This window comes from Sphingopyxis sp. SE2 (assembly GCF_032227185.1).
Lineage (GTDB): Bacteria > Pseudomonadota > Alphaproteobacteria > Sphingomonadales > Sphingomonadaceae > Sphingopyxis.
This window is the reverse complement of sequence record NZ_JAPMXW010000002.1, coordinates 14,548-30,496: the sequence shown is the minus strand read 5'-3', so window position 1 is coordinate 30,496 and position 15,949 is coordinate 14,548. Positions and strand designations below refer to the sequence as shown.

17 protein-coding genes and 1 pseudogene are annotated in these 15,949 nt (G+C 58.7%); 10 read left to right on the top strand and 8 right to left on the bottom strand.

From position 1 onward, the window contains the following. Positions 1-4: 4 nt before the first annotated feature. Genes OVY29_RS20695 through OVY29_RS20665 form a run of 7 tightly spaced genes read right to left on the bottom strand, consistent with a single transcriptional unit; the run spans position 5 to position 4,508 of the window. Positions 5-262 carry a hypothetical protein gene (locus tag OVY29_RS20695; RefSeq protein WP_037518294.1) on the bottom strand — a complete coding sequence of 86 codons (258 nt, stop codon included), beginning with the start codon at positions 260-262 and terminating at the stop codon, positions 5-7. Beyond that, positions 262-1,089 (bottom strand): DsbC family protein, encoded by an 828-nt coding sequence (locus OVY29_RS20690; RefSeq protein WP_313912099.1) that lies wholly within the window; start codon positions 1,087-1,089, stop codon positions 262-264. Before OVY29_RS20690 ends, OVY29_RS20695 begins: the two co-directional genes overlap by 1 nt. Before the next feature lie 14 nt (positions 1,090-1,103). Then, positions 1,104-2,438: a TraB/VirB10 family protein gene (locus OVY29_RS20685; protein ID WP_313912098.1), complete on the bottom strand. Its 1,335-nt coding sequence runs from the start codon at positions 2,436-2,438 to the stop codon at positions 1,104-1,106. 2 nt (positions 2,439-2,440) lie between these two features. After that, positions 2,441-3,247, bottom strand: a complete 807-nt coding sequence (locus OVY29_RS20680) for a type-F conjugative transfer system secretin TraK (RefSeq protein WP_313912097.1) — start codon at positions 3,245-3,247, stop codon at positions 2,441-2,443. Beyond that, entirely contained in the window at positions 3,244-3,843 is a 600-nt protein-coding gene (locus tag OVY29_RS20675; protein ID WP_052187922.1) for a type IV conjugative transfer system protein TraE, read from the bottom strand. The genes OVY29_RS20680 and OVY29_RS20675 overlap by 4 nt, the downstream gene beginning before the upstream one ends. 3 nt (positions 3,844-3,846) lie before the next feature. Beyond that, positions 3,847-4,131: a type IV conjugative transfer system protein TraL gene (gene traL, locus OVY29_RS20670; protein WP_037518303.1), complete on the bottom strand. Its 285-nt coding sequence runs from the start codon at positions 4,129-4,131 to the stop codon at positions 3,847-3,849. A 59-nt stretch (positions 4,132-4,190) separates the two neighbouring features. Next, complete coding sequence (locus OVY29_RS20665; RefSeq protein ID WP_409581493.1) at positions 4,191-4,508, bottom strand: TrbC/VirB2 family protein; 318 nt, start codon at positions 4,506-4,508, stop codon at positions 4,191-4,193. A gap of 905 nt (positions 4,509-5,413) precedes the next feature. Between OVY29_RS20665 and OVY29_RS20660 the strand changes: the two genes are divergently transcribed. The 10 genes and pseudogenes from OVY29_RS20660 to OVY29_RS20620 all read left to right on the top strand — a co-directional run. Then, positions 5,414-5,728 (top strand): hypothetical protein, encoded by a 315-nt coding sequence (locus OVY29_RS20660; protein ID WP_313912096.1) that lies wholly within the window; start codon positions 5,414-5,416, stop codon positions 5,726-5,728. Continuing rightward, entirely contained in the window at positions 5,725-6,612 is an 888-nt protein-coding gene (locus OVY29_RS20655; protein ID WP_081940686.1) for a lytic transglycosylase domain-containing protein, read from the top strand. Before OVY29_RS20660 ends, OVY29_RS20655 begins: the two co-directional genes overlap by 4 nt. A 160-nt stretch (positions 6,613-6,772) precedes the next feature. After that, the gene (locus tag OVY29_RS20650) at positions 6,773-7,930 is read left to right on the top strand and encodes a hypothetical protein (protein ID WP_313912095.1); all 1,158 of its coding nucleotides are present in this window, start codon (positions 6,773-6,775) and stop codon (positions 7,928-7,930) included. Continuing rightward, the gene (locus tag OVY29_RS20645; RefSeq protein ID WP_313912094.1) at positions 7,930-8,649 is read left to right on the top strand and encodes an L-threonylcarbamoyladenylate synthase; all 720 of its coding nucleotides are present in this window, start codon (positions 7,930-7,932) and stop codon (positions 8,647-8,649) included. The genes OVY29_RS20650 and OVY29_RS20645 overlap by 1 nt, the downstream gene beginning before the upstream one ends. 11 nt (positions 8,650-8,660) lie before the next feature. After that, positions 8,661-9,806, top strand: a complete 1,146-nt coding sequence (locus OVY29_RS20640; RefSeq protein ID WP_313912093.1) for an amidohydrolase family protein — start codon at positions 8,661-8,663, stop codon at positions 9,804-9,806. Between the two features lie 411 nt (positions 9,807-10,217). Continuing rightward, a complete protein-coding gene (locus tag OVY29_RS20635; protein ID WP_313912092.1) occupies positions 10,218-10,487 on the top strand; it encodes a hypothetical protein in 270 nt (89 codons plus the stop codon). Continuing rightward, positions 10,394-10,816, top strand: a complete 423-nt coding sequence (locus OVY29_RS24740; RefSeq protein ID WP_409581492.1) for a GFA family protein — start codon at positions 10,394-10,396, stop codon at positions 10,814-10,816. Before OVY29_RS20635 ends, OVY29_RS24740 begins: the two co-directional genes overlap by 94 nt. 23 nt (positions 10,817-10,839) lie before the next feature. Next, the gene (locus OVY29_RS20630) at positions 10,840-11,304 is read left to right on the top strand and encodes a MaoC family dehydratase (protein ID WP_313912091.1); all 465 of its coding nucleotides are present in this window, start codon (positions 10,840-10,842) and stop codon (positions 11,302-11,304) included. Positions 11,305-11,362: 58 nt separating this feature from the next. Beyond that, complete coding sequence (locus tag OVY29_RS20625) at positions 11,363-11,836, top strand: PaaI family thioesterase (protein ID WP_313912090.1); 474 nt, start codon at positions 11,363-11,365, stop codon at positions 11,834-11,836. Positions 11,837-12,232: 396 nt separating this feature from the next. Next, positions 12,233-12,862, top strand: a pseudogene (locus tag OVY29_RS20620) (efflux RND transporter permease subunit); the annotation flags it as partial. Between the two features lie 28 nt (positions 12,863-12,890). Here the strand turns inward: OVY29_RS20620 and OVY29_RS20615 are convergent. Continuing rightward, on the bottom strand, positions 12,891-15,824 hold the full coding sequence (locus tag OVY29_RS20615; RefSeq protein WP_058804985.1) for a Tn3 family transposase: 2,934 nt from the start codon (positions 15,822-15,824) through the stop codon (positions 12,891-12,893). Positions 15,825-15,949 lie beyond the last annotated feature (125 nt).

Here is a 15,949-nt window from a genome sequence, read left to right as displayed (position 1 = left end):
AGTCTCAGATCCTCCAAAGACGAACGGCGGCCACGCGGCGACGGCGTTTGGCAAGTAAATTGGCGATCGCCGAGCCGCCCGTTGCGAGCACAACCATGAGCGCGCCGCACACCGCGACCGCGCGAATGAAGCCGAACAGAAGCGCGTAGCGCCCCCCGCCGCCGAATTCGGCCAAACCGGCGTCAGCCGTGAACCCCGCGCCGGCAAGACCCGCCATGCACAGCGTCAGCAACAGGGCTTCCGGGAGATCGCGCGGGCGCATCACTTTGCGCCCTTCAGCCAGGACTCCAGTACCGCGCGCGGGCGATAGCCTTCGAGAACGGTTCCGTCAGACCGGACGAGAACTGGCGTGCCGCTGAATCCATGCGAGCGAGCAAAATTCTCGTTCGCGTCGAGGCCGCTGGTGTCACAGCTTGCGGGGGCCACGTCGGCGCCGGCATAGGCCGCTCTCAGCGCCCGCAGCTTGTCCTTGGCGCAATAGACACGGTTGGAGAGATCGCGCGTCCCAAGCGTCGAAATCGGCCGCTCGATTACGCGGACGTGCATTTGCTCGAGCTCGCCCGCGAGCGCGCGGCAGAAGCCGCAATGAAGATCGGTGAAGATGGTGACCGGAGTGCCCGACGGATTGCCCCAGACGATCGCGCCAGTCGCGGGAAGCTTGGAAAGGTCGACCTTCTGCGCGGCAGCGGGCGGCGCCGCCGCCCGTCCAGCCGGACCCGCGGCCGCCAACTGCCGAACCGGCGTTTCACTCTCCTCCTCGAGGCCTGCTTTCGCCGCACCGCCGAGGAGCATGTCCGGATTCATCTCAAGCAGCTTTGCTGCCGTCAGATCCTGGCGCGACTCCATGTCGTACACGCGGCCGACGATCAGATAACGCGCCGTTCCGTCGACGTAGAAAAGTGTCTTGCCCGCGACGACCTCGCACAGCCCCGCAACCTTGTCGCAGTCGATCGCCGATACCTGCGTTTTCGGCAGGCGCGTCTTGAGGAGAGCAGAAACGCGGGTCGGCCCAAGCCGATCGGCGGCATAGACGGCAGTCGCGGCGCCCCCGAGGAGCAAAGCGGCGACCAAACCAAATTTGAGCTTCATGTTCAGCCCTTTCTTCAATTGCGAATGAAGGCGCCGTCGAGAAACACGATCTCGACTTCGACGCCCGTGGGCATCTCGATGACGGGCTGATATTGCTCAGCGCGTTCGATCAGATATTGGGACAGCACGTCGCCGGCCTGGCTCACGCCTTCGCCGATCCCGCCCTTGGCGATGTCGCCCGTCGACAGTTTCTGGCGCTCGCCGTTGACGACGGTTGTTGGGCCCGAGAGGAAGCTGTTCGAGTTGGCCGAGAAGCCGCGGCCGATCCCGCCGACGAGGCCGGCGAAGAAAGCCTGCATTGTCAAACTGCCTTCGCGGCTGACCACGCGGCCACGGACCCCGGTCTTGCCGCCGAATGCGATGAAGCCCTTGACCTCGCTTTCGGCATAGCGCCCGCCGGGTTGCGGGCAGGTCATCTTGGCAAGCTTCACATAGACTTTCTCGGAGGACAAATCGCCGCGCGCTGCGCCGTTAACCAAACACCCATCGATGCGCGTCGTGAGCACCTTGCCGTTCTGCGCAACCGAGCGCGCGGGCCCCACGATACGGAGGACAACCGGAAGCGGATCCGACTGCGATTGAACATTAGACGCTGCATCGACCCCGACGATCACCCGAGCCTTGGCGTAGCTGTTCGCCGGGAGATAATTTGGGCTGTCGGACGCGAAGAGATTACCGGTCGGAGCAGATTTGCTCCCGCCGCCGGTCGACGCCGTCGTTGCCGCGAAACTGATGACCTTGAGCTCGCGCCGCGCTTGCGCCGCCGCGATCGCGCCGCCGCCGGCTGCATCATAGGCTGCAGGACCACCGGCACCATAAAGCGCCGTCGGACCCGCAGAGGGCCGCGACGACGCTTGCGCCGCCGCGAGCTGCTCCTTCAGCTGGCGATTTTCATCATCATAGGCCGAAAGAACGCGCGTACCTTCGGATGCCATGTTGGAATTTTCCGAGCGCAGCGCATCAATCTGCGCCTGCATCTGCTCGAGCTGATCGCCCTGCCCCTGCATGCGGCGAAGCTGGTTATCCTGACTGTTCAGCCGGTTTTCCGACATAGACAGCCATTCTTTTTCCGAGAGGTTGCGCGCCGCGAGAGCGTCGGTCGAGACCTTGATGTTCTCCGATGCCAGATCCTTGCCCGGCGCATTCGGACCCTCGTCCGTGATGCCGGTGAAAAACAACCAGTAGACCGCGACGGTCAGGAGGAGACCGCCGACACCGAACAACAGCATCCGCTGACGCTTTTCGACGCCCTCGTTGACCGACAGGCTTGCGCCTTCGGGAACCGCCGGCGTTGCGGCCGCCTCACCGCGCGGCGAACCGCGTTTCAGGAATGACCCCAGACCTGCCATGACTAGCTCCCTTGTTTCCGGGTGACGACGTAGGCCGACGTCTCCTGTCGCGGCGCCAGCTTCGGGTTGGCGATCGACACCGCGATCGCGTCGGCGGGGGCTATCCGCCCCTCAGTGATTTCAAAGGGAGCGGCCGAGCTATTCTCGATCCGGACCACACGACCGACGACATCGAGGCCCTCATATTCGGCTACGAGCTGCACGGTGAGGTCACCGGCCTGTACCGGGACGAGTGCGGAGCGCCGCATACGATAGCCCGGAACGATTTCCTGCGACGCCATCGCCTGGATGAGGCGCACTGCCGTCTCGTCCGCGTCGGGTGCATCTTCTTCGGATTCCGTGACCGCATCAGCCTTTGCCAAGGCGAGCGGGTTCGACACGAATATCTGCTGCGCCTCGATCGCCTCGATCCGGCAGCCGAACTTGTAGACATAGCCTTTCTTCGTCGTTCCGAAGAACGATAGGACTTTCAGGCGAAAGCCCTCCGGCACCGATAAATAGATGTCGCCGCGGGTCGGCTCGTTGACGACCGAAAAATCGTCAAGCGGGTTCGTCGGTTGAACCTTGGACACGCTCGCGAACTCGTCGCCGATCAAGCTAATGCGCGTCAGATCCTTTTCCGACGCAACGCACGCCACGCGCGAATTATCCTCAACCATAACGGTTTCGTCCGCGCGCGCGCTCTGCGCGATTAAGACCGCCGCGCCAATCATCGTCACGCCGAGAACGCGCTGAAGCCGATCCATTGGGCGCGACGTAAAGAGCACGCCGCCAGTGCCGAGTGCCAAAGGCATGAGCATCTCCATCATTGGGAAGCGGGTTCGGTGGCGCCAATGGGCGCGTCTTCACCCGGCTTGTTCGGGACCACGATGCCGAAGCCGATCAATCGGAGCTCGACGCCCGTGTAATTCCAGTCGAAACGGAAGGTGCGCTTGACTGCGCCAACCTCTTGACGGCCGACCATAGTGTGGAGCGTGCCCGTCGTTTCCGACATCAGGCTCTGCGGATCCACCCGCATCGATTCCATCGTGAAATATTGCGACACACTAGAGCCGCGCTGGTCGTTGACGATCTTGAGCAAATCGCCCTTGATCCGACCGTAGGCGGAGGGATGAACGATCTTGAGGACCGAATCCATCCAGTAGTCGAGGTTCTGCGGACTACGATTGAGCATCATCACGGCAGCGTCACGCGTGACGAGCTCCAGATACTCTCTGCTGACCCCCGCGCTGCTGAGCTCGAGCTGCCGCGTCAGGACCGGCTGCAGAACAATCTCCCGATCACGCTCGGAGGCCGCAATCAGAGAGAAGATGGTGACGATCGCAAGGCCCGCACTCGCCATCACGAGCATATTGCGCTGTTTGAGAACGCGCTGCGCCTGCGCCTGGCTAAATCCCGCTTCCATCGCTTACCCCGCCATCAATCGAAGATATGAAGGCGGGACGGCCCGGATGCCCATGACACCGCCGGGAAGATACCAATAGGCCATATGGAGGAGCCACGAGCCAGCGCGGCCTGCCTTTGCCTTTCGCAAGACCCACCAACCCAGAATTCCGAAACATATGCCCCAGATGATATGCTGTACGAGGATCCCGATAAAAAAGGGCCCGGCCATCGCGACGAACTCGTCCATGGTCCAGAGCCCGATCCGTTCGGGTTCATCCAGCTTCCCGGGAATCACATAGCGATCCATAACCGCCCCGCCCCATTTGCCCGGTTACGCGCGCTTGGCGCACTTCCCGGACGCCCACATCAGATGATTGCCGTCACAGCCGAGGTGACGATCGGAACGCCCGTGCCGACACCGATGCCGACACCGACGGGAAGAGCGATCTGACCGAGGCTGAAGCGGCCCGAGGCCATGCCGGCGAGGCCGAGCGCCAGCGAGATGATCGTGATGATCTTGCCGCCCGAGCCTTCGAGAAACGCGGTGAATTTGTTAAACGCGGTGTCGAAGGTCGTATCAGTGCCGGCGAACGCCGGCCCTGCGAGCAACACGAACGCAAGGAACGTTACCGCGGCAAGAAGCGGAAGGTGATCGCGACCGGACGCCCCCTCCCGGTCTCTCATCAGTGACATGGTTTGCATGATTCTTTTCCCATCTTGTGAACGACGCCCCGAACGGGCGCCGGTCAGAAGGGGAAACCGTGGCAAATGCTGGTCAAGCCAATGCAGACCGATTATTACCCAATTTCATCAGAATGGGCATTTTTGCCTCAATATTTTGAAAGATTGCGAATGAATTTTTCGTCAGTTTGACCATGAAATTCGTTACTCGGATGAAGTTTCTGCTCGCGGCAACGAAAATTTCAGGCACTTTGGACTCGAAGACTGTGTGTGAAGATCGAAGTGCATAGTTACGAGGCCATCGAAAGCTTATGGAATGCCAAAGACACAAACAGTGACCCTGCGCTACAGGGCTAGCGAGGCGTTCTGGGAGATACAGTGTCGCGCGATATGCGAATTATCCATATGCGAACGACGGGCCTACTCCCTGCCAAGCCTGCTAGCGCACGTGGCCGAGAAAAAGCTCGGTGAATTGGGAAAACTCACCCCGAAGGACCTGCTCTATTTTGCGAGAACGGACCTGGTTTGTGGTGATATCCCAATCAACATCGGGGTAGATAAATGGGTCAACGATCGTCTTAGGAGGGTCCGGTGGCGCCTCTCTGAATCGTCGGGAACCCGCGTTACCAATATCCAGCTACACCGGCTCGCATTCTACATCATCACTGGGGCATAATATTCAAGCCAGAATTGAGGCCTTCTCTGCTTGACATTGGAGCGCTCTGCCGCTCGCCTGCATAGGAACGAATTAGTTCATATCATGGAATTTATTCATTTCTTCGGGGCGCAGAATGTCAGTGTCAAATCTCTACCGGTCTCTATGTCAGGAGCAGCAATCACGGACGGGCTTATCGATCAGGCAGGTCGCCAGTACCGCCAGATTAAGCCCTGGGACGATCGATCATTTTTTGGCGCGCGGTGGCACGCCCAGCTACGATCGATTGCTGGCGATCAGTGATGCATTGCGGATCGACCGGCTACGAGCCCAGATCGCTCTCGAGGTGTTGGGTTGCGCGGAATCATATTACTCCCCCGGTACGATACTCGTTTCGCGTCTCGTACCTCGCCTAGCCCAGGCCATTTCGCGTCCCGACAATGAGCTCGACGAAGAATTGAATAGTTGGCAAACTGAAGCGATCATCAACCAAGCCGAACAGGCGATCTGCAAAGGATTGGAAACCAACAAGCAGATCAAAGAGCGTTTTCTGGCGCTAGGTCGATGAAACGCAAGGTTATGCTCGCGAGCGGGTTACCCTTCTATGCGCTTTGCACTAGCGTCAGCGCCAATGAGACGTCCCATCGTCGAGCCGAACTGATCGATTTTGCAAAACCTCCGCTCCCTCGCGGCGACGCTCCTCAGATTTCCAGCGTTATAAGCATGGATTTTGGCAAGAAAGTCGATACTGTGGAGCCCAATCCCAACATTGTATTGCAACTGCGGACACGCGCGGCATCATCAAGTCCTCCAAACGATCGCATACGGGTACCTTCGTGGATGCAGCCCGAAAGATCAATTCGGTCCGCGAGCATGAGGCACAATCAGATTGAGTTGCTTGGCCGCTGTAGGCCGCGTCCCTATCTCCCATCTAACATCCTTGCACGTGACGCCGAGCGACGCCGAAAACTTCTCTATTCCCTCGTGCGCGAGGCCGCCTGCGAAGCCGGCATTCCGGTCGCTTTAATGGACGCTTTGCTCATGCAAGAAAGTCGCTACAATCCTGTCGCAGTCAGCCCTAAAGGTGCTTTTGGTCTCGGGCAGCTAATGCCCGGCACTGCGAAGCAACTCGGCGTAGATCGTTATAGTCTTCGCGGTAATCTTCGCGGGACCGCGCGTTACCTTGGCTGGCAGTTGCGCGAATTTGGCCGGGTCGACCTGGCCCTTGCAGCCTACAACGCTGGCCCAGGGCGCGTCCGAAAGGGTCGTCGCATCCCGCGCATAGTCGAGACCCGGAATTACGTCAGTAAGGTCCTTGCCAACTGGCGCGTAATTGAATCCAATTATCTGCCTCCTGCGTCCAGACAGGCGCCGCTCCCGCCTCGACGGGTCTTTGGTTGGGAAACTTTTCGTCCAGAACCAGAATCCGCGACAACAGACGACGATGCTTGACCAAGGGAAATTAAAGTTCCGTAGGTGCGCGGTTTGTCGAACGTGTCGAATGGCCGTTCTTGCTTTCGTAACGCTTCGCCCAAAGGGCGGATGCCATGTCCGCATTTTCGAGCGCCGAGCATGATTTCGAAAGCCTGAGTGAACGTGAGAGGAATGAGAAATGGTACGACAAGTCACCTTATTCGACACGACCTTGCGAGACGGCGAACAGGCGCCGATGAACGCCATGTCCGTCGATACGAAAGTTATGCTTTTCAAGCAGATTGCCGCAACGGGCATTGACAGGATCGAAGCCGGTTTTCCCGCAGCGTCTCAAAGCGATTACGAGGCGGCGTCACTGATCCTACAGGAAGAAACCGGAGCCGCAGTCAGCCTTTTCGCCCGCGCGACCCGCCGCGATATCGAATGCTGCCTCGAACTTGCCGGAAACCGGCGAGATCTCGAGATTCAGATTCTTGTTACGGGCTCAGAAGTGCACCTGAAGCACAAGCGGATGATATCATTGCAGCAGGCGCTTGATGAAACCCAGGATGCGGTCTCCTTCGCAGCAGCCCACGATGTCCAGATCTCCGTTGCGGTTGAAGACGCTTCGAGAGGTTCTCATTCGATGCTGGAACAAGTCATCAAAACGGGCATCGACGCCGGGGCGACAGCGATAGTTGTAACCGATACCGTCGGCAGCGCGATGCCGACACAGTTCGGAGCGATGGTTGCAGCTTCGCGGGAGTGGGTCGGCCCCAACAACAAGCTGTCGGTACACTGCCACAACGATCTAGGCCTTGCGGTGGCCAACAGCATCGCTGGGATCGCCGCTGGCGCCGATGAATGTCAGGGCACACTCTGCGGCATCGGGGAGCGCGCAGGCAACGCCGCACTAGAAGAAATTGTTGCCATTCTGCTGACCAAGCAGGAACAGCTCGAGGTAGCTTGCAACGTCGATCCGATAGCTCTTCGCAAAGCTTGCACATTGGTGAGTGAAGCGATCGACTTCCCCTTACCGCGGAACAAGCCGATATTGGGCCGCTGGGTCAACGCGACCGCTGCCGGACTGCATCAGAACGGAATGTTAAAGCATCCGAGCACCTACGAGCCCTTCGACCCAGCACTTTTTGGACGAGAGCGCGAATTCCTGATTACGCGCCATTCTGGCTCTGCCGCCATTCGCGACATGGTGAAGCGCCATCTGAACGACACTTTCGGCGACGTGGATCCCGATTATGTGCTGGCAAAAATGGGCTTGGAAGGAAAGTCCTTCTCGACTTCGCAGGGTGACGAATTCCGAAGTTTCGTTGCCGGCTGCCAGGCTGGGGCGAAGTGATGCGAGAGGCCCGAATTGCATCTCAATCCCTCGATCTCGACGAAAGTTGCGATCCTGCTATCGTTGACGAGGCCGCGCGCACCCTCGAACGCGGCGGTTTGGTACTGCTGCGCACGGTCGTTGGCTACGGAATTGTTGGAACGTCGGACGACGCCATCGCAGCGATGTACGAGTTGAAGGGTCGCCCCCTCACCAACCCGCTCATTGTGGTCGGGAATATCGATCTGTTCGACGCCTTGACCAAGCCCGTAGAGAAAACGGCTCGCGATTGGCTCGATCGTATAGTCACACGCACTACGCTTGCGGTCGTGAATGACATCGACACCGAGAGTTCATTGTTTCGGAACATGAGCGACGTTGCAAAGTCGCAGGCCACACGCGACGGATCGGTTGCCATATTCCTAAACACGGGCTGGCTGCCTGAACAACTGGCCAAGCGCATGGCTGAAAAGGGCCGGGTGCTCTTCGGCACGTCGGCGAACGCAACCGGTCAGGGCAATAGCCAATGCTTTGAAGAAGTTCCTGACGCGATTCGCCGTGCTGCAGATTTCTCGTTCGATCAGGGCGAAGTGTTTTACCGGACGCTCGACAAGTTAGCGACGACAATCGTTGATTTGAGAACAATGACAATCTCGCGCATCGGCGTATCCGCAGCAATGCTGATGCAGGATCTACGTAAACTTCACGTACAAATGTCCCACTCTGCCAACACTAACTGAACGAGGATCCCATGGACGACAAAGACTTCTTTTCGATAGATGCCGATTCTCATATTGAGGACCACGACGCTATCTTCGACTACCTCGACGCCCGATACATGCACCGCCGGCCACGCGTGGTCGACATCGGAGACATGGTGAAGCACCGACCGACACGCAACAAGGCTTGGATCATCGATGGTGAAATGCGGCCCAAAATGCAGGGTCCGAATGCTTCGTGCCATGCCACTCCGCCAACGAGCGAATATGCGAAACTCAAGCCTGTGCCCTACGGCGTTCAGACACTGTCCGATGTTCCAGCCTATCTGGAAAGTCTGGATTCGGTAGGTCTTGATGTGTCGGTCCTCTATACCACGTTATTTCTTCAACCTCTTACCAAGGACCCGCTGTTCGAGGCCGCGCTAGTATCCGCCTATAATTCTTACATGGCCGAACAGTGCGGAAAGGCACCAGACAGACTGAAATGGGGTGGCCTGATCCCAATAAGGTTGCCTGAGCTCGCTCTCAAAGAAGCAAAGCGAATCAAAGAGTTGGGCGCCTCAAGCTGCATGATGCTCCCCACCGCCGGGAACGTCTTACTTCACGATCGCCGCTTTGATGAATTGTTCGGCTATCTTGAAGCCAGCGGACTGCCGGTTTGCGTCCACGTAGGGTGGTCTCATGACGGCATCCAAGAAAGCTGCGATTTCCCTGCCGCCTCATTCATTCTGAATTTCGAAATGGCGATGGTTATGGGTTTCTTTTCATTCTTGGGTGGTGGAATACTTGACCGCTTTCCGAAACTCACGGTCGCCTTCTTGGAGGGCGGCATCGGTTGGTATCCGGCTGCCCTTTCGAGAATGGAACATTGGCAGGCCACCCCAGCTGCGGAACCCTGGCAAGCGCAGAAAACGGCAAGCGAGTATCTTCGGGACAACCAAGTGTACTTTACGGTCGAAGGCGATGAGCCTGATCTTCCGGCCTTCATTGAGTTTGCCGGAGAGGACCGGATACTAGGTTCGGCTGACTTTCCGCACGTTCATTACGCCGGCGGCCGCTTGAGCGTAGCCTTCGATGAAATCCGCACCCGGTCCGACCTGGCCGTCGGGACAAAGCGGAAGATTCTGTCTGAGAATTCCCAGAAATTCTACGGGATCAAGCAGCCGGTATCGGCATGAGGGTGCAGCTCATGCCCATATTGCCCGTGGGACCAATTTATTGAGGGTAAACGAATATGATGTCGGTTTCTCGGCAAACGTCGATCCACGCCCTATCGGCCGTTCTGGCAAGCGCTCTTGCCGCCGGCAGCTTATCAGGCGCATTGGAGAGTATAAACCATGTAATGAGTTTGGTATCTTCGGATACCGGAATATCGTCCCTCGGGGAAGAATTACATGGTCGTGTAATGCGAGCGGATTTTCCCGCGTTCTACTCCCATCGCACTGAATATCATCCCGACGGGACCTACGACATCGTCGACTCGAAGGGCGTTCGATCGGAAGGAAAATGGTGGATCGAAGATAAGATCAGATTGTGCTTCGTCCGGAAAGCCGACGGCATAAGAGCCTGCTGGCGATACAGGAAAATGTATGACGGACAAGTCTACACCACCGTTTCTCCATATGACGGATCCACAGTCTACGCTTACCTTGAGCCGGCTGGAAGCAGCTTGCGTTGATAATGCATTTGTCTATGCTGCTCCTTCATCGAGCGATCAGGAGGCCGTTGCTTGGCAATTGTGCAAGGTCAGTGCCGTTGCGGCGAGGTGCGTTATCGCTCCCAAGATTTGGGCGATATTGGTTATTACGCTTGCCATTGTCACGAATGCCAACGACTGCTTGGAACGGCATTTGCGCTGAACCTGCCGGTGCGCAAGGAAATGATCAATATAGACGGCGCAATCGATCGCCGAGATTATTCATCGGGACCCGGTCGCGGGAACCGACTGTATATGTGCCCGCGCTGCCAGTCTCATTTGTTCTACGCCAACAGCTGGCGCAAGGGGGTGCTTGGCATACGCGCCGGAAGCGTTTCGAACCTCGAGGAATGCGAAATGCTCTGTCACATCTGGACAGCAAGCAAGCAGCCTTGGCTTCCCATTGCGTCCGGAGCGAAGATATTCTTAGGAAGTCCAAGCGAGCAGGAGTGGCGCGAAGTCTACGGCAGACGAAACTTGCTATACGACTAACCCCAGCAGGGGGGATATGAACGGTGCGACTTAGAACCTGGGACGAAATTAGAGCACTGATCGGTGCCGAACTCGGGGAATCTGAGTGGGTTTTGATCAGCCAGACAATGATAAACCGGTTCGGATCAACCACCCGAGACACGCAGTTCATACACGTCGATCCCGTAGCAGCCGCGAAAACCGATTTCGGTGGGACGATAGCGCACGGCTTTCTTACACTTTCCCTTCTGACGCACATGATCGAGCAGGTCGCCCTATTTCCTCATGGAACGACCATGGCGATCAATCACGGATTCGACCGCGTGCGCTTCCTCGCTCCTGTTCGCTCGGGCGATCGTATCCGGGGCCGCTTTTCTATCGAGGATGTTGAAAACAAGCGACAGGACCGATGGAGGTTCACATACCGTGTCAGCGTCGAAATAGAGGGTATGCCCCGGCCTGCGCTCGTGGCCCGCTGGTTGAGTCTCGTGATTACGAATTCGCAATAGTGCTAATCGCGACTGTTTGGCTGCGGGTCAGGCTGCGATATCGCAAAGGAGAGCAGAAATGTGGGATGGTGCGGCATTCGTCCAATGGATGACGGACAATCGCGACAAGATCTACGAAAGACAGCCGCTATCTCGCGGGGTCAAAGAGGAATGTCAGAAAATCGATTCAGAATCGGGATACGCCTTGGTGTCTTTTGAGTTAACTGAAGAGCATTTGAATTTCCTGAGCCGCGTCCACGGAGGAATCGTTGCGCTCATGCTCGACGAAGTCTCCGGCATTGCAAGTATCGCCTACGCTGGTCATCGTTTCAAGGGCACGGTCGAAAGTAAGATAAGTTTTTTTCGGTCGCTGCGTGCCGGAAAGGTCGTCGCCGAGGCAACCGTCGTGCATGCGTCCTCTTCGATGTTGTTCGTAGAGGCGACAGTTTCTGATGAAAACGGGCAAATTGCGGCAAAATCAACCTCGACCTTCGCGGTCGCCAAGTCTCCTCCTAACAATGATCAGAGCGGGCTCGCCGGGGGTTACGTTTGATTACGCGAGCAGATGGCGCGGTCCATGTCTGAAAATAGGATTAACCGTTCCACGATTTCCGCTCGTCCCTTGGTGCTTTTTCAATGGTCCGCTAAGGCGGAACTGTGTCGTTCGTTTGCCATTCCGTGGATCGAAAGCAAACGGTCCGCGCTGTCGCAATGCGCATCCTTGGAGCCACTTTCCGCTCTCAACGCTCCAGATGACGATCTTCAACGGAGAAGCCTGCTCTTGGCCGGATAGATAACTCATGACTGAAGGCGAATGGCGCCCTCTCCGACCGCATGAATGTCATCGAATTTATCTCATCTCCACCACACTTCTGTTATTGTATTTCGAGGTCCGAAGTATCAATTCTAATCACCTCGAATAGAAAGTGACGAACACCGGGATTGGGGGATGAGTTTAAAAAATATTTCTGCATGGTCGATTCGAAATCCTATCCCGCCGCTCGTCCTGTTCACGGGGTTAACCATCGCTGGCCTCGTTTCGTTTCTTGTGATGGGCGTGCAAAACGATCCTGACATCGATTTTCCTGGCGCAATGGTTGTCATTGCACAGCCTGGAGCCGCACCCACGGAACTTGAGACTCAAGTTACCGAACGCGTCGAAGCGGCGGTCCGCACAATCGAGGGTATCGACGAACTGAATTCAACGGTCACGGAGGGGCAATCCCAGACCTATGTCCAGTTCGCGATCGGGACACCGATCGATCGCGCCGTAAACGATATTCGGGACAAGTTGTCCCAAATTCGTGGCAACTTACCCGACGGCATCCTTGAGCCGCAAGTCATCCGACTTTCTACTTCTGGCAATACGCTCGCCTATTGGTCGGCTTCTGCCACCGATATGACGCTGGAGGAACTCAGTTGGTACATCGACAACACAGTCTCCAAGCGACTGCTAGCGGTCGACGGTATGGGCGAGGTCTATCGCCGCGGCGGCGTAAGCAGAGAAATTCGGGTTGTCCTGAAGCCCGAACAACTGCGCGCGCACGGCCTAACGGCCGCCACCGTGAACGCTCAACTAGGCCCCTGTGCATTATGCGGACACAGATTCACGGTAGCGGTTTGATGAGCAGCGGCATGAGGCCATTGGCGTCGAGATCGAGGTGATCGGACCAGACATAATCGCCGGTGAGATTGATGCGATCCCAGCCCAATGGTGAGAGCCGAGACAGCATAGCCGGATCGATCTGGCTTCCGCGGCGGCGCATTTCTTCGACGGCGTGCCCAAGATAGCGACAGTTGAACAGGATGATCGCTGCGGTGACGAGGTTGAGGGCAGCCGCGCGGGTTTGCTGGTTCTCCAAGCCACGGTCGCGAAAGCGACCGAGCCGATGGAAGGCGACCGCTCGCGCCAGGCTGTTGCGCGCCTCGCCCTTGTTCAACTCGGCGGTGACCGTGCGGCGTAGCGCCGGATCGTCGAACCAGCGCAACGTGAACAGCGTGCGCTCGATCCGTCCTACCTCGCGGAGCGCCGCGGCGAGGCTGTTCTGCTGGCGGTAGGCGGATAGCTTTTTGAGGATCAGCGAGGGCGTAACGGTGCGATCACGCATCGCGCCGATGACGCGTTCGATATCCGGCCAGTGGCTGACGATCAGATCCCGGTTGAGCCTGTGACCGAACAGTGGCGCAAGCCTGCCATAGCGCTTCGAAGGTTCGAATGCGTAGAGGCGCCGGTCGGACAGGCGAGGAATGCGCGGCTCGAAATCGAGCCCGAGGAGATGCATCGTTGCGAACACGATGTCGGAAACGCCGCCTCCATCGACGTGCAGTGCGGTCAGATCGGCGTTGCTGTCATGGCCGAGGAGCCCATCGAGCGCATGGATGGCTTCTCCTGCCGTGCCGGCGATCACCGTCTGGTGCAGCGGCGCGTAGCGGTCGGTGATGGTGGTGTAGATCTTGACCACTGGGTCGCGACCATAATGGGCGTTGACCGCTCCGCCGGCTTCGCCCGGCCCGCCCAGGTAGAAGGCCTGGCCATCCGCGGAAGCCCGGTGTCCTTGCCCAAACCAGGCGGCGATCGGCTCGGCGTGGATGGCGTCGGTCAGACAGGCGAGCGCCGCCCGAAAGGTTTCCTCGCGCATGTGCCATGTCTGCATGCGCAGCAGCGCGCGGCGTGACCCTGCGCCGCATACCTCGGCCATGCGCGACAGCCCAAGATTGGTCGCTTCGGCAATCAGAGTGGCGAGGAAGGCCTGCTCATCGCCAGGCGGCAACCCGGTCGAGACGTGCCCGAAGTGCTGGGTGAAGCCGGTCCATCGTTCGACCTGCGACAGCACGTCGGTGATACGCGTGGCAGGCAGCATACCGTAGCAGGCAAGCGTCAGATGCCGTCCTTCGTCGTGCCCGGCATCATCGTCCTTCAGTTCCTTGGGGAAGCGCAATCGCTCGCCAGCGAACAGGGCAGCATCACGTCCGGCCAGATTCTGGGCGACGTCGCACAAGGCTTTGTCGAGTTGCGCGGCGCGCTGATCGAGCCATGCGTGTGGATCACCGAGCGAGAACACCGGTTGCAGCGCTGCGCCACTTGATGGCGCGAGCAGCACGTCCAGCGACCTGTGCAGCCGTGACCTCGGCACCCAGATATCACCCGATGCCAGTGCATTGGCGAGCGCCCCGTAGGTGGCCATCTCCCAATGCGTCCGGTCGATCTTGCCGGCGACCACGACATGGCGGTGCCAGCGCCGCTCGACATGACCGAGCGGAACGTCGGCAGGGAGCGGCTTGCGCCAGTCGCCATCAAGATCCGACAGGACCGTCATCGCATTGCGCAACGCCGCGGTGCCGACCCGGCCGTGGAAATCGAGCGTTTGCAGGAATAGAGGTCCTATTCGTTTGAAGGTCCGGTATTCGGCTGCGATCTCGCTCAACACATCGTCCCTGTGAGGTGCCGCGGTACGACGGATGATCGCGGCATCGGCATCGAGCATGTCGAGAGGCACGATATCCCTGAGGGCCGCGCCGATATCTTCACCGGTGCGTGCTACCCGGCTAACTGTTTCCAGCACGGTGGCGATGCGCATCAGTCGGTCACGGCCTTCGCGTCCCGAAATCGCGATTCCCTGTTCCAGGCGTTTGCGGGCACGAAGGTGAGCGCGTCCCATCAAGGCGCCGAACATGGCGATCGCCGCGTCGGTAAGCGTGGCTTCCATCTCGCGCAGCGTAGCAAGCAGGATGGCCCGCCTGCGGGAGGCGCGCATCTGTTGGAAGGCCTGGGCGGTATAGCGCACGCCTTCGCGGGCGAACTGCGTCATGCGTGGCTCGTGCAGGGGATCGACCGGAACACAGGAAATTCCGGTCCTGCGGATCAGAGCGATCTTCTCAAGGATTTCGGCGAGCGAGGCTGACGCGACGCGGGGCTGTGGTTCGCGCAGCCACGACAAGCGGCTCTGTCGATCATGCACCTTCTCATCGACCAGCGTATCGAGGCGCTGACGCATATCCGCATCGAGTTTATCATGGATTGCAGCGACCAGATCGGTTTCCACCCGCAGCATCGCCTCGGCCGCCATCCGCTCGACTACGCTGATGCCGGGGATAACGATGCGCCGCGTGCGCAGCTCGTCGAGCAGTCGATCGAGCAGAATACGCCCGTCCACGATGGGCATGGCTTCGATTTCCAGCCAGGTCATCATGATACCGCGCGCTGGCCGGCTCAGATCGGTGAAGCCGAAGCGCGCCTTGATGGCGGCAAGCTGATCGTAGCGGGTCGGCGCTCGCCGCGCGAAGTCGGCGATGGCGCCTGCATCCACCCCGACCTGCTCGGCGATATGGTCGAGCATGATCGCAGGCAACAGCTCGCCTGCGCGCAGATGCCGCCCCGGAAAGCGGAGGCAACAGAGTTGCAGGGCGTAGCTCAACCGGGTTGCCGGAGTGCGCGCGGTGCCGATTGCAGCAAGGTCCTCGGCATCGAGGCCATAGTGTCGCACCACCGCCGCCTCGCTGTCGGGCAAAGCAAGCAATGCGGCGCGCTGCCGCTGGGTCATCGGAATACGTGCGGGCATGTTTCATCCTTCAAAAACCTCTTGCCTTTTGCCCGCTTAATGAAAGAGGATTGTGAAAGGCCCAAGGCTGCGGAAATTGGTGCATCCTGTTTCCACCTCCGGATACG